This is a genomic window from Fictibacillus sp. KU28468, from assembly GCF_026153615.1.
GTDB classification, from domain to species: Bacteria; Bacillota; Bacilli; order Bacillales; family Fictibacillaceae; genus Fictibacillus_C; species Fictibacillus_C marinisediminis.
Window position 1 is genome coordinate 3,249,224 of the sequence record NZ_CP110666.1, and the last position, 12,531, is coordinate 3,261,754.

Annotated in this window: 17 protein-coding genes; 9 read left to right on the forward strand and 8 right to left on the reverse strand. The window is 41.8% G+C overall.

The annotated features are described in order from the left end of the window. Position 1: 1 nt before the first annotated feature. Positions 2 to 703, reverse strand: coding sequence for a response regulator transcription factor (locus OKX00_RS16950; protein WP_265408143.1), 702 nt, complete (start codon positions 701 to 703; stop codon positions 2 to 4). A gap of 185 nt (positions 704 to 888) precedes the next feature. Here OKX00_RS16950 and OKX00_RS16955 point away from each other — a divergent pair, with 185 nt between their 5' ends. The 5 genes from OKX00_RS16955 (at position 889) to OKX00_RS16975 (ending at position 5,428) form a co-directional block, all read left to right on the forward strand. Next, positions 889 to 1,485: an undecaprenyl-diphosphatase gene (locus OKX00_RS16955; protein ID WP_265408144.1), complete on the forward strand. Its 597-nt coding sequence runs from the start codon at positions 889 to 891 to the stop codon at positions 1,483 to 1,485. Between the two features lie 22 nt (positions 1,486 to 1,507). Continuing rightward, on the forward strand, positions 1,508 to 2,098 hold the full coding sequence (locus OKX00_RS16960) for a DedA family protein (RefSeq protein WP_265408145.1): 591 nt from the start codon (positions 1,508 to 1,510) through the stop codon (positions 2,096 to 2,098). 151 nt (positions 2,099 to 2,249) lie between these two features. Next, a complete protein-coding gene (locus OKX00_RS16965; protein WP_265408146.1) occupies positions 2,250 to 3,653 on the forward strand; it encodes a hypothetical protein in 1,404 nt (467 codons plus the stop codon). A gap of 130 nt (positions 3,654 to 3,783) precedes the next feature. After that, a complete protein-coding gene (locus OKX00_RS16970) occupies positions 3,784 to 4,548 on the forward strand; it encodes a SurA N-terminal domain-containing protein (RefSeq protein WP_265408147.1) in 765 nt (254 codons plus the stop codon). Positions 4,549 to 4,987: 439 nt separating this feature from the next. Next, complete coding sequence (locus tag OKX00_RS16975; RefSeq protein WP_369795830.1) at positions 4,988 to 5,428, forward strand: cupredoxin domain-containing protein; 441 nt, start codon at positions 4,988 to 4,990, stop codon at positions 5,426 to 5,428. On the opposite strand, the gene OKX00_RS16980 is transcribed toward OKX00_RS16975, so the two are convergent. Beyond that, a complete protein-coding gene (locus OKX00_RS16980) occupies positions 5,425 to 5,739 on the reverse strand; it encodes a hypothetical protein (RefSeq protein WP_265408148.1) in 315 nt (104 codons plus the stop codon). The genes OKX00_RS16975 and OKX00_RS16980 overlap by 4 nt on opposite strands. 358 nt (positions 5,740 to 6,097) lie before the next feature. On the opposite strand from OKX00_RS16980, the gene OKX00_RS16985 reads away from it, so the two are divergent. Further along, positions 6,098 to 6,751, forward strand: a complete 654-nt coding sequence (locus tag OKX00_RS16985; protein ID WP_265408149.1) for a DUF2306 domain-containing protein — start codon at positions 6,098 to 6,100, stop codon at positions 6,749 to 6,751. Between the two features lie 44 nt (positions 6,752 to 6,795). Here OKX00_RS16985 and OKX00_RS16990 read toward each other — a convergent pair whose 3' ends face one another. The 5 genes from OKX00_RS16990 to OKX00_RS17010 all read right to left on the reverse strand — a co-directional run bounded on the left by OKX00_RS16990 (position 6,796) and on the right by OKX00_RS17010 (position 10,091). After that, the gene (locus OKX00_RS16990; protein WP_265408150.1) at positions 6,796 to 8,046 is read right to left on the reverse strand and encodes a helix-turn-helix transcriptional regulator; all 1,251 of its coding nucleotides are present in this window, start codon (positions 8,044 to 8,046) and stop codon (positions 6,796 to 6,798) included. A gap of 188 nt (positions 8,047 to 8,234) precedes the next feature. Continuing rightward, the gene (locus tag OKX00_RS16995; protein WP_062235764.1) at positions 8,235 to 8,417 is read right to left on the reverse strand and encodes an aspartyl-phosphate phosphatase Spo0E family protein; all 183 of its coding nucleotides are present in this window, start codon (positions 8,415 to 8,417) and stop codon (positions 8,235 to 8,237) included. A 318-nt stretch (positions 8,418 to 8,735) separates the two neighbouring features. Beyond that, positions 8,736 to 8,915, reverse strand: coding sequence for a glycosyltransferase (locus OKX00_RS17000; RefSeq protein ID WP_265408151.1), 180 nt, complete (start codon positions 8,913 to 8,915; stop codon positions 8,736 to 8,738). Next, the gene (locus OKX00_RS17005) at positions 8,912 to 9,046 is read right to left on the reverse strand and encodes a hypothetical protein (protein ID WP_265408152.1); all 135 of its coding nucleotides are present in this window, start codon (positions 9,044 to 9,046) and stop codon (positions 8,912 to 8,914) included. Before OKX00_RS17005 ends, OKX00_RS17000 begins: the two co-directional genes overlap by 4 nt. Positions 9,047 to 9,179: 133 nt before the next feature. Further along, positions 9,180 to 10,091, reverse strand: a complete 912-nt coding sequence (locus tag OKX00_RS17010) for a substrate-binding domain-containing protein (protein ID WP_265408153.1) — start codon at positions 10,089 to 10,091, stop codon at positions 9,180 to 9,182. A 148-nt stretch (positions 10,092 to 10,239) separates the two neighbouring features. On the opposite strand from OKX00_RS17010, the gene modA reads away from it, so the two are divergent. The 3 genes from modA to OKX00_RS17025 all read left to right on the forward strand — a co-directional run bounded on the left by modA (position 10,240) and on the right by OKX00_RS17025 (position 11,804). Then, the gene (gene modA / locus OKX00_RS17015; RefSeq protein ID WP_265408154.1) at positions 10,240 to 11,037 is read left to right on the forward strand and encodes a molybdate ABC transporter substrate-binding protein; all 798 of its coding nucleotides are present in this window, start codon (positions 10,240 to 10,242) and stop codon (positions 11,035 to 11,037) included. 160 nt (positions 11,038 to 11,197) lie between these two features. Further along, positions 11,198 to 11,524, forward strand: a complete 327-nt coding sequence (locus OKX00_RS23260) for a hypothetical protein (protein ID WP_053355211.1) — start codon at positions 11,198 to 11,200, stop codon at positions 11,522 to 11,524. Positions 11,525 to 11,564: 40 nt separating this feature from the next. Beyond that, positions 11,565 to 11,804 carry a hypothetical protein gene (locus tag OKX00_RS17025; protein WP_265408155.1) on the forward strand — a complete coding sequence of 80 codons (240 nt, stop codon included), beginning with the start codon at positions 11,565 to 11,567 and terminating at the stop codon, positions 11,802 to 11,804. Between the two features lie 82 nt (positions 11,805 to 11,886). On the opposite strand, the gene wrbA is transcribed toward OKX00_RS17025, so the two are convergent. Beyond that, a complete protein-coding gene (wrbA, locus tag OKX00_RS17030) occupies positions 11,887 to 12,498 on the reverse strand; it encodes an NAD(P)H:quinone oxidoreductase (RefSeq protein ID WP_265408156.1) in 612 nt (203 codons plus the stop codon). Positions 12,499 to 12,531: the final 33 nt, after the last annotated feature.

Genomic DNA, 12,531 nt, shown 5'->3' on the forward strand with positions numbered 1-12,531 from the left:
GTTACTTCTCCTTCATGGTGTAACCGACACCACGAACCGTTTGAATTAATGAATCAGATGAATCATCTCCAAGTTTTTTCCTCAAGTGCCGGATGTAAACATCGATCACATTGGTTTCTCCTTCAAATTCATAGCCCCAAACATTCGTTAATATTCCTTCGCGAGTAACGATCTTATTTTTATGATGAAGAAGATAAACAAGCAAGTCATATTCTTTTGGAGTAAGTGATATGCTTTCTCCACTTCTTGTCACTTCCCTTGATTCTGTGTTCACACTTAAATCCTTAATCGAAAGCTTCGGCTGCTCGTTTCGGTCCGCTTGCCAGCTGATGATGGAAGAGTGATAGCGGATGGAGGACCGCACCCGCGCCAGCAGCTCTTCAATCTCGAACGGCTTCGTGACATAATCGTTCGCTCCCAGATCCAGGCCCATCACTTTATCCAGGGTTGTATTTCTGGCAGTTAATAAAATTACCGGTGTATGGCTGCCTGCTTTTCGCAGCCGTCTTAACACTTCTATTCCGCTCAGTTTCGGAAGCATGACATCCAAAAGGATCAAATTATAATTTTCTTCTAGTGCATTCTCCAGTCCTGACAAGCCATCATTCTCGATGTGGACTTCATAATCCTCATATTCCAGTTCTATTTTAAGGACTTTAGCAATCTGCACTTCATCTTCCACGACTAGAATCCGTTGTTTCACTCCATTTCACCTCTTTAATGCTGTACTATTATTTTTCAACTTTATCATGAGACACGTTTCAAACTTCTTATTTTAATTGAATTTTAATGTGGTCTTCAGTGTTTTTTCAGTTTACCGAACTATACTTAATTTTTGATACAGAATCATCCACAACTGAGATTCTATGTATGTAAGGAGAGAAATGTATGAATGATATTATCTTTCAATGGATCAACAGCTTGGCAAATCAATCGGTCTTTTTCGATAAAAGTATGATTTTGCTGACCAACAGTGTGCCCTATTTAGCCGTAGCCATGATCTTGCTGCTATGGTTTATTCCAGGAACGTCACACCATATAGAAAATAAACGTACCGCGATATATGCTGGATGTACAACTGCCTTCGCGCTATTGCTGAATCTCATCTTACACCTTATTTACTATCATCCACGCCCGTTTGCCGTCCACCATGTACACAAACTGACTCCACACTCCATGGATTCTTCTTTTGTAAGTGATCATGCCATAGTAGTATTCTCTATCGCATGGATTTTATGGATGAGGGGCAGCCGTTGGCGTGTGCCTGTCCTCTGCTGGGCGGTGGTGATTGGAATTTCACGTATCTTTGTTGGTGTTCATTACCCGGCTGATATTGCAGGCAGTGCAGTAATTGCTTATGCATGTGGATATTTGGTCGTGCGGTTTTCTGCTAAGCTGGAATTTTTCGTACAGTTTATCTTGAACGTGTACCGCAGAGTAAATTTCTTTGAAACAGATGAACTTGAAAGAAAAGAAAAACTATAACCTATTGTGGAAGTGATCACACATGGAACAGCACATCAGTTATCTTCTTGCACATTTTGGTTATTTCGGGATTATTATGGCTTTGATTGGAGGAATTGTGGGGCTTCCTGTACCTGACGAGCTGTTCCTCACTTTTATTGGATATCATATCTTTAAAGGTGAGATGGCCTACATTCCAGCTATACTCAGTGCATGGGCTGGATCGGCTGCAGGAATATCCATCAGCTATCTTTTAGGCGTTAAATTAGGTTTACCGTTTTTAAAGAAATTCGGTCCGAAACTTCATCTTACTGAGGATAAAATCGATACAGCAAAAAAACTTTATGATAAATACGGTCCCTTCCTATTGTTTATCGGTTACTTTATACCGATTGTAAGACATTTGACCGCTTATCTTGCGGGCATAAATGGTTACTCGTTCCGAAAATTCTCCTTTTTCGCTTATACAGGCGCCCTGATCTGGACCATTACGTTCCTGACCTTTGGATACCTTCTCGGAAACCAATGGAAATCCATAGAGATGTATATGTCAAAATTCAGTGTAATCCTTGTGATGCTGATGGCATTCATCTTGCTCGCTGTTTTTGTGATTAAAAAAAGAAAAACGATTTAAGTTCGAAGCCTCAGCCCTTTAAATATCAGGGTTGGGGCTTTTGTCTTATAAATCCTTCTCACCATATCTTCACCTAAACATATTCTGTATTACCACCACCATGGGCATAAGCCCGTTTAAGGAATATGAAACGATGAAGGGAGAGAAAAAAATGGGCGTTGAACTTACAGCGCTTCATTGGATTTATGTCGTGTTCATTTTTTTGATTATCGGCTTTATGGTATTAAGACGGGATACGACCCTGGTCTGTATCATCGGGATCTTCTTAATTGCCATAACCGCTACAGGCTCGTTAAGTGCTTCCGTCAGCAGCATCTTCAACAGCTTTGCTTACGCAATCACTGAGCTGCTCTCTACTATCCTGGTCATCTCGATTATCGTGGCGATGAGCAAAACGCTGACGGCTACTGGGATTAATGATGTCATGATCTCCCCGTTTTCAAAGCTGATACGGACTCCCGCTCTCGCCTACTGGACGATTGGAATTCTCATGATGATCATCTCCTGGTTTTTCTGGCCTTCTCCTGCAGTAGCCTTGATGGGAGCCGTCCTGCTTCCTGTCGCAATACGAGCTGGGCTCCCCGCTCTCGGTGTGGCGATGGCGATGAACCTCTTCGGACATGGAATTGCATTGTCTGGTGATTATGTCATCCAGGCCGCTCCCAAACTGACAGCGGATGCTGCCGGACTCCCCGTCAGCCAAGTCATTCATGCCAGCATTCCTCTTGTGGCGGTTATGGGAGTTGTGACGACATTAGCTGCTTTCTACTTTTTAAAACGCGACTTAAAATCCGGAAAATTAACGGCATCTACTGGACTTTCAACCGCAGCCGAGCCAAAAGAACTGCCTCAGAGCCAAATAAACCTTCTTTCTGATGGCCAAAAATGCTTGTTTGCTTTGCTGATTCCTCTGTTGTTTGCTCTTGATGTTGCCGCCATGTACATCCTTAAACTTCAAGGCGGCGATGCGACCGCACTGATCGGTGGAACTTCCGTGTTCATTCTTCTGCTCATCACCATGGCGAGCCACAAAAATGAAGGGCTTGAAAAAACAACAAGCTACCTGATTGAAGGCTTTCAGTTCGGTTTTAAAGTATTTGGCCCGGTCATTCCGATCGCTGCCTTCTTTTACCTGGGAGATGCCGGTTTTATAAAAATCATTGGTGATTTTCTGCCAAAACAATCTCACGGCATTGTCAACGACTTAGGCGTCTCTCTTGCTTCTGTTGTGCCATTAAGCAAGGAGGTTGGTGCCGTTACACTAACCGTAGTGGGTGCTATCACCGGTCTCGACGGCTCTGGGTTTTCTGGTATATCGCTTGCTGGTTCAATTGCCGCTTTGTTTGCTCACTCCATTGGAGCAGGAGCAGCTGTGCTTACTGCTTTAGGACAGATTGCAGCCATTTGGGTAGGGGGCGGCACCTTGATTCCGTGGGCGCTGATTCCTGCAGCAGCCATCTGTGGAGTCGATCCATTCGAACTTGCAAGAAGGAATCTATTGCCAGTACTCATCGGTCTCGTTGTAACGACCATTGTTGCGATGTTTATCATCTGATCCGTATGGAGAAACTCACACATGGAACCGTGTGAGTTTTTCTTTTTTTCTGACTAATACCCTTTGATTTCCCTTTTTGTCTTATATCCGTTATAATGCGCACCAAGGATGTTTTGAAAGGAGTGGAATGATGAAAAAAATCATTTCGGTACTAATGGTGTGTTTACTTGCCGTAGCATTAACGGCTTGTGGATCAAATGATAAAGAGAAAAAGGCTTCGGACAACAACGATAAAGCGAAAACGTCCCAAGCTCAGAAAAAGCAAGAAAAACAAATGAAAGAAATGCAGAAAAAACTTGAAGCTCAAAAAGTAGGAAATAAAAAAGTTGTTGCGACAGTAAACAATGAGAAAATCAAAGGCAAAGACTACAACCAGGCTCTTTCCTCCTCCCAAATGCAGATGCAGCAGATGGGACAAGACCCTTCTTCTAGAGAAGCGGCAAAACAGATAAAGAAACAAACGATTGAAAGCTTGATCGGACAGTCACTGATCATGCAGGATGCCAAGAAAAAAGGCTATAAGGCATCCTCAGCTGAAGTAAATGCTCAGCTTGAAAAAACAAAAAAACAATATAAAGGCGAGAAAAATTTTACCGCCGCTCTCAAACAGGCTAACCTTTCTGAATCTCAGTTAAAAGCTCAGATCGCGAAAGGCATTACTTCTCAAAAATATATTGATAAAGAAGTACCAGCCGATACAGTAACTGATAAAGAAATTCAGGATTACTACAACCAGTATGCCAAGCAGGGAACAGGCAAAGGCCAAAAGCCTCCAAAACTGGAAGAAGTAAAACCGCAGATTAAGCAGCAGCTCGAACAGCAAAAGAAACAGGAAAAACTGATGAGCCACGTAAAATCTCTTAAGAAAAACGCAAAAATTGATATTAAAATCTAATACGGTTTGAGAAGGGGTGACTTGAATTGAGTCACTCCTTTTTTTAAGGAATGATTCGGTTGAAACCGGTCAAATCCTGTCGTGTTTAACCTGTTCGATAATAAAATTGGGATTTCGATAATAAATCCGCTCCTTTCAATAATAAATTTGCATTTTCGATCATATATTTCTAAATTCGATAACAAAATTCCCCAAAGCATAAACGGCCCTCAAAAGAACTTCTATAGTGAACAAAACAAGGTGTGCTGAAATAAGATAACGAACAAAACAGCATGAATATATTAAGCGAACTGCAATTTAGCTGTATTTACACCTTTGCACAGCATCTACTTTCTCCAAAAAGCCTCTCTAACTAAATTTTTTTATATTTAAAAACAACTTATCCGCCCACCCTACATATAGTTTAAAAGACAAGCTAATGGAGGTGGAATGTTTGAAAGTGCTGTATGTTCCAAGGAAATGGATACTTGCCTTTATTTTATGTATTGGTATCGGGCTCGGCACATGGTACGTTGTAAAGCCGGAAGCGGTCCAGACAGCTGGTTCTCCAGCGGCATCAAAAAGAATTGTGATCAACATGGTCACTGGGGAATTTAAGTCCAAGCTTGATAATGGCAAGGAAATCGAAGCTTACCGCTGGGACCCCGGAACCATCCATATCCCTCACAATCAGCCTGTAACTTTAAGCATCTATGGAGTGAATGGCAAGGAACATCCGTTTTATATTGAGGGAACGAATGTTAAAGGAAATGTCGTTAAAGGGAAAGAAACGGTTCTGCACCTGCGTTTTAAAAAAGAAGGCATTTACCGTCTGATCTGCAAGACACATGCCGATATCTCCCACAACGGTCCCATGATTGCCTATCTTGTTGTTGATTAGCAAACATAAAAAAGGGGCTGTCCTGAAAGTCGAATATTGACCTTCAGGCAGCTCCTTTGACGTGAAAAATCTTCAATGAAAAGTTGATTGGAGTGCAAGGTGCGAGACTCCTCGAAAATGAACTTCACATTTTCTTCGTGCGATAAAAAGCTGCCGGAGCCTTCCTTGTCCTGCGGGACTAGCGTGACAGGTGAGACTCCCGCAGGCGCTTCCACCAAAAAGTAGGCGTTCACGCCGGTAAGGCTCACCGCACACCCCGCGAAAGCAGGAGCTCGCGCCGGTAAAAGCGAGCAGCCTGGAGCGGAGATCACAGCTACCAGACTTCTTGGACAGCCCCTTTTTTATTTAGGATAGCTTGTTGATTGTGGATGATAGTCACGGCATACACTAATAGGAGGTCAAAGAATTTTATTTATACAGAGATATTCCTTATTCTCCTCTTTAAAATTTGTTTCCCTCTCTGGCGAGCAGTAAGAATTAATGACAGATTCAGATTATGATTTTGCAGAAGCAGGTTAGCCATATTCTTGATAAACTAACTCATTTATAACGTAACTTTGAAATTTATATTTGTTTAAAACCATTCATTTATTTACAAAATATGTTTTTAAATCCTTTTTTTTACACTATAATTTAGGGTGAGTGTCTTGAGTTGAAGGGGGAATGGATGTGGGCGGTCGTAAGGGGATGAATTACAAGGCGTTGCTCTCTTATCTGGTTGTAGCTCTATTTATCGGTTATATCGTTATTCAGTACATTGTATACGGGCCCAAACAGTCAGGAATCGTCTCAGGAAAACTTGAGGACCCTGGATTTCCCTACAGCCAGTGGCAGGTTTTTTTCTTTATCCATATAGCAACCGGCGCTATCGCTTTAGCAGCTGGACCTTTTCAATTTTTAAAAGCGAGCCGAAAGAAGACTTCTATCCACAGAATCATAGGAAGAATTTATGTGTCTTCCATTTTTCTCAGTGTCCCTGCCGGTATTTACCTGGCGTTCTATGCCACCGGCGGCATGGGGTCAACCATTGGCTTCTTATGTCTGGATGCCGCCTGGTTCGTTACCACTTTTGTTGGGATAAAGCGGATTCGTGAACGAAAAATTACCAGTCACCAGGAATGGATGGTTCGCAGCTATGCGGTTACCCTCGTCTTTATCACGTTCCGAATTTTTCTTCCCCTACTTACAATCGTTGCAGGTACAAGTTTTGCTCTTGGGTTTCCGCTTGCTGTCTTTCTTGCTATGTTGATGAATCTTTGGCTGGCGGAGTGGTATGTGAGAAGAAAGAGATCGGCATCAGTGAACACCAGATTTTCTGTGTAATATAAAAGGAGAAAAAATGATTCCATTTTTTCTCCTTGTTTCTTTCATAGATGTTCTTTATAAAGTTGGTTCACAGCTGCATAATAGTGGTTTGCTTGTTTATATAAAAATTTATTAGAGTAGTATGTGGCAAGTTCCTCGTATAGTTCAATAAGATGAAGACGATCTTGAATTTTCTCCAAAAAAGGAAGAGCCTTTTCTTCAATAAATTTCTGATATTCTTCAGTATGATCAAGCTCATAAACTTTATATTCAAGTGTCTTTAAGCGGATATACCCCGTTGTTATATTCTCCTCATCTGTCACATTCAACCCTTTGCTAATCCATTGCTTCGCTTCCTTCATTTCGTTTTTCATATAATAATTAAAGGCAATGAGACAGATTGTAGTTGCCGTGTTTATGCCCCTTCTCTTTTTCAGGCATTCTTTTAGTACATTCAGCGATTCGCCGTATTTGCCAGCTTGAAAGTAAGAGTAGCCCATGTTGTGAAGGATGTTTGGCAGCATCCTTTTTAAGGCTGGATTGAAATTTGCCGCGTTTAATGCTGTAACATAATGAGACCTTGCAGTATCAAAATCTTTAAGACGGCTATAGTTAATTCCTAAAAAAATATGACAATCAATACTCCTTGCATAGTTGGCTTCAGCATTAAATGCATCAAGTGCAGTCTTTGCATATAAAAGCGATTGCGAAAAATAGCCAAGTTTGTTGGTGATGCTTGTCAATTGGTAGATAATTTCATGATCCTTAACCCCAAGTGTTCTTGCCAGTCCATAAGCTCTTTTATAATAAACTAAAGCAGTTTTATAGTTATCAAGTAAAAATTCATAAAGACCTGTAAATTGAAAAATGTAAAACTCAATTTCTTCTGTATACATCTTTTTCATATCTGTCAACTGTACCAGCAATTCTTTCGCTTTATTCATTTCCTCTATATAAATATAATAGCGAACTAAAATTACTTGGAACAAATTAATGAGATCCGGATCATCCACATTATTCATTTGAATTTGCAGTTCCTCGTATTTCCTGTGGGCATCTTCAGCATTCCTATACTTTATATCTTCATACCAATCATGGATCTCTTTTTTCAAATTATTAATGAACTCTCCACTCACGTAAGAGGTTTCGATGTCTAACCGACCACATAATAACTGTAAGATTTCAGGGCTTGCCGTAATGCTGTTGTTTTCAATTTTACTTAAGTATGAAACCGAACAGATACCTTCGCAGGCAGCCTTTTGGGTTAAGCCTCTTTTAATTCTGTAAAAATAGATTTTTTTGCCGTCAATCACGTGCTGCCTCCCCCTCATATCATTAAAGACAGAAAATATTTCTCTGCTAAAGATTCTACCATATGTTTCCCTATCAACATATATACGAAAGAGAGTTTAGGAAAGAAGGAGGTGTAGTACAGGGAAAAAAATAGGATAAGAGAAATAAATAATAGGATGAGGGAGTATTAAAAAACAGGGGCAAACCGCTACATTCTGTCCGTGCAATGAATAGAAAGCAGCTTTTGATAACAGTTTAATAGTTCATTCAGTTCATTTCCGCGGCTGATGGTTTCCTGATTATGAAACCCCTTTTCCATTGCTGAATGAATCACTTCAGTTCTCTTATTTTCTATTAACTCTAGTAATTCCCTGTTTAAGGCTGGACTCATGCCGTTCACTCCTGATTGATTAAGATCTTTCTAACCCCCATCATAAATCAAAAAATAATCCAATAGTAGCAAAAACCGTGGTTTCCAGGTTGAGAAATATTATATAAAACAAGCCATTCTCTAGGTCATTTGGCGGGAAGTTTCTCAACCTTCTACGAAAAAGAAAAAACAGCGGCTCTTTTTGGAGCCACTGAGGTTATCCTTCGTATACATAAAGGGCTTGGTTTTGATTAGGTCCAAACTGGAGGTTGTTCTTTTCTTCATTCGAACTCCATTCACTCGACGGCACCTTTTCACAATTTTTCTTAATCCAGTCAGTTACTTCCTGACTTCCGCGGCCCATTTGATGACCGCATCTCCTCTCGCATGGTCCATCCCAGCTGAGATGGCCACCTGATGGCCGAAATTCCTGGAGAACTCAATCAGCTTCACACGGTGATCCTGCTGTCTGATCTTCAGCAGCTGTTCTGCGGTCGAATCCCGGCTTCCGTCATTCAAAAGAGAAGCTCATAAGGCCTTACTGTGGAATATATGACCGATTTCAGCCAGTGGTACGTATGTTCAATGACCTCTTCTTCATTGAATGCCGGAATAACAACCGAAAACATACCGCTCATCTTTCTTTCCATTATTCATCTCATCCTCTCCTGTCCAACATTTTGGTCAAGCAACTTTAGAGCCAGTTTAGAAGGAGAAGCTTAACTCTTCCTTAAGATTGATAAAAGAAAAAACCAGATTCCAAAGCACAGAATCTGGTTTCGCTTATGTTTCATAGATGATTTGCCCGGTAAGATGCAGATCATAGCCTTTCAGCTGGCTTAACTGGGATTTAAAATCCGAAGAGGACAAAGTGTTCATTACATGATGAAGCAAATGTTTATTTTCATTTGTTTTTAAAATAACAAGATCATATTGTTCTTGAATCATCGGTATAAAATCAACTTCTGCCATCTTTGCCACGTTCTCAATGCCTATGCCTGCATCAGCTTGTCCGCTGGCCACCGCTGAGGCGACAGATAGATGATTGGTTACTTCTGTTTCATAGCCTTTAACGTTTACATTTGAAATTTGATGAAGCCGCAATTGCTCATCAAGCAGCACCCGCGCACCCGAACCTTTTTCCCGGTTGACGATAGTAACAACGGGCTTGGCCAAATCCCTCCAAGTTTTGATTTGAAGAGGATTTCCCTTCCACACATAGATTCCTGCATTCCGGCAAACTAAGTTAATCAGCGCAAAAGGCTGGCTGACCAGCATCCGTTTTACATAAGGCACATTGTATTGTCCGGTCTCTCCATCGTACAGATGGACACTGACAAGATCACACTCTCCATGATACATCGACATTAAACTATTCAAGCTTCCCATATACAGCCTTAAAGGAGGTGTTCTTAATTTAGGCTCCAAGTGCTTGCTGAGCAAGTCAAGCACGATATCCTGGCCGCTGATTACTGTTTGATGCGAATGAAGCGCAGGTACTGCATTCTCGGAATAAGATTTTACCGTTCTGCTCCCTGCTTTATACGCTACAAGATCTTCATGGTCAATCCTCATTTGCCTTCCGACCCTGAAAGCCGAAATCTCACCTTTTTTAATAAGATCATAAATAGTCAGCTTAGAAACTTTTAACAACGCGGATACTTCCTCGATCGTGTATGATACTGGTTTATCCATACAATCCCTCCACTCCCAAGTGTAACTTTTTTTATCGAAAAAGTATTCTTTTATTCTGATTAACCGCATTTATTATAACTAGTTATATCTAGTTATAATCAGTTATAATAAATATGTATTGAATATTGGTAATTGGAGGAGTCTTCTCATGAAAAAAACAGTAAGCCTGCTTCTGCTTCTTTTTTTGTTCACGACAATTACGGCTTGTACGGGCCAATCGGACAAGGATCAGGCTTCAAAAGAAAAACAAACAATCGACTTAACGATCTCTGCTGCCGCCAGTCTAAAGGATGCTCTTACAGACCTTCAGCATACATACGAGAAAAAGCATCCCGACGTGAACCTGCACTTCAATTTTGGCGCTTCAGGTACCTTGCAGCAGCAAATCTCGCAAGGAGCACCTGTTGATCTGTTTTTCTCTGCAGCTCAGGACAAGTTTGAAGCCCTTGTAAAGGATGGAAGTATTGAAAAGAAAGATGGGACAGATTTAGCAGGAAACGATTTAGTCCTGATTGTTCCAAAAGGGTCTGACTCCGGGATAAAGTCGTTCAGTGATTTAACGAACAACTCTGTTAAAAAGGTCTCCATTGGGACGCCTGAAGCCGTACCCGCCGGCCAATATGCCCTGGAATCTTTTAAAAACATGAAGGTATGGAGAGAAGTAAAACCAAAGCTGGTCTATGCAAAGGATGTGCGTCAAGTTCTTTCCTATGTTGAAACAGGAAATGTCGATGCCGGGGTCGTTTATAGAACAGATGCACTGGTTTCAAAAAAAGTAAAGATAGCTGCTTCCGCTGATCCTGAATCTCACTCTCCAATCGTTTACCCATTAGGAGTCATCAAAGACTCAAAACATAAAGCAGAGGCACAAAAATTCTATACATTTCTTAAGAGCGACTCGTCCGTAAAGACTCTTGAAAAATACGGATTTAAAAAGATCAATTAAGAAAAGGCAGATCCTCTCACCGGTGGGTCTGCCTTTTGCCTTTCCTTAATAATATATTTTAGGCCTGCGTATGCGTAAAAAACATTCATAAAGAATTAGTCTTCTCCATACATATAGTATGCACATTACACATTTCTACCTTGGGACAGGAGCTGAGGGATTGAACGTTAAAGTGATCAACCGCAAACTCGCTGTACATGAGGTCAATATTGTGGGTGTCAGCATCTCCTCCATCTTATTGATCGGTGACGCTGAATCCATCTCAACCGGTTCGGCCTTCGATACCCCGCCTACCTCACTCGTTGTTGGTCCTTTATTGACTCCGGTTCAGGGTACGCTTCAAACGAAACCACCTGCCCCTGCTACTCCCGCGCAGGCTGGGGCATCTGTGCCGTTAACACCTGCCGCACCGGGCGCTCCATCTGCAGGCAGTGCAGCACCGGGTGCACCAGCTGCTCCTTCAGGCAGAGGAGGACCCGCATCGTAATGGAAGAGGTAAAGGGGCTGTCCAAGAAGTCTGAAAGCTGTTGATTTCCGTTCCAGGCTGCTCGCTTTTACCGGCGCGAGCTCCTACTTTCGAGGGGCGTGCGGTGATCCTTACCGGCGTGAACGCCTACTTTTTGGTGCAAGCAACCGGCGGGAGTCTCACCTGTCACGCTAGTCCCGCAGGACAAGGAAGGCTCCGGCAGCTTTTTATCGCACGAAGAAAATGTGAAGTTCATTTTCGAGGAGTCTCTCATCTTCCACTTCAATTAACTTTTCATTGAAGATTTTTCAAGCCAAAAAGGGGCTGCCTGAAGGTCAATTTTCGACTTTCTGGACAGCCCCTTTCTTTAAAATGTTTATTTTTTATTGATTTCCTTTTTTGACCCACTCAGCAACCGTCACTGTCCGTTTTGCCTGATGAATGACGGCATCTTTCACATCATCCTTCATGTTTCCATTTTGGTCCACCGTAACACTGGTTCCATATGGATTGCCGCCAGCTCCATATAAGACGGGATCCGTATAACCCGGAGTCGCCACAATAGCACCCCAATGGTACATCGTTGTATATAGAGAAAGGATTGTAGCTTCCTGTCCGCCATGCGGATTCTGGGCAGATGTCATGGCACTGGTCACTTTATTTACCAGTTTTCCATTAAACCAAAGGCCACCCGTCGTATCGAGAAATTGCTTAACCTGAGCAGGCACGTTTCCAAAACGGGTAGGGATGCTGAATATAATGGCATCTGCCCACTCTAAATCATTTAGAGAGACTTCAGGAACATCCTTCGTCTCATCTACGTGCGCTTTCCATGCAGCATTTGATTCAATGGCCTCAGGTGGTGCAAGTTCAGGCACTTTTACCACTTTTACTTCTGCTCCTGCTTCTTTTCCTCCTTCCGCAGCCCAATTCGCCAGCTTGTAGTTGGTTCCTGTAGAACTGTAATAGATAACCGCCAGTTTAACGTTTGACATGCAATCCATCTCCTTCGTTATAAAAGTACATAT

Bases quoted from the DNA above. Each gene is read 5' to 3' on its own strand.
- OKX00_RS16955 (WP_265408144.1), top strand. From the start codon at position 889: ATGAATGATATTATCTTTCAATGGATCAACAGCTTGGCAAATCAATCG.
- OKX00_RS16960 (WP_265408145.1), top strand. From the start codon at position 1,508: ATGGAACAGCACATCAGTTATCTTCTTGCACATTTTGGTTATTTCGGG.
- OKX00_RS16965 (WP_265408146.1), top strand. From the start codon at position 2,250: ATGGGCGTTGAACTTACAGCGCTTCATTGGATTTATGTCGTGTTCATT.
- OKX00_RS16970 (WP_265408147.1), top strand. From the start codon at position 3,784: ATGAAAAAAATCATTTCGGTACTAATGGTGTGTTTACTTGCCGTAGCA.
- OKX00_RS16995 (WP_062235764.1), bottom strand. From the start codon at position 8,417: ATGAGTCCAGCCTTAAACAGGGAATTACTAGAGTTAATAGAAAATAAG.
- OKX00_RS17005 (WP_265408152.1), bottom strand. From the start codon at position 9,046: ATGGAAAGAAAGATGAGCGGTATGTTTTCGGTTGTTATTCCGGCATTC.
- OKX00_RS17010 (WP_265408153.1), bottom strand. From the start codon at position 10,091: ATGGATAAACCAGTATCATACACGATCGAGGAAGTATCCGCGTTGTTA.
- modA (WP_265408154.1), top strand. From the start codon at position 10,240: ATGAAAAAAACAGTAAGCCTGCTTCTGCTTCTTTTTTTGTTCACGACA.
- wrbA (WP_265408156.1), bottom strand. From the start codon at position 12,498: ATGTCAAACGTTAAACTGGCGGTTATCTATTACAGTTCTACAGGAACC.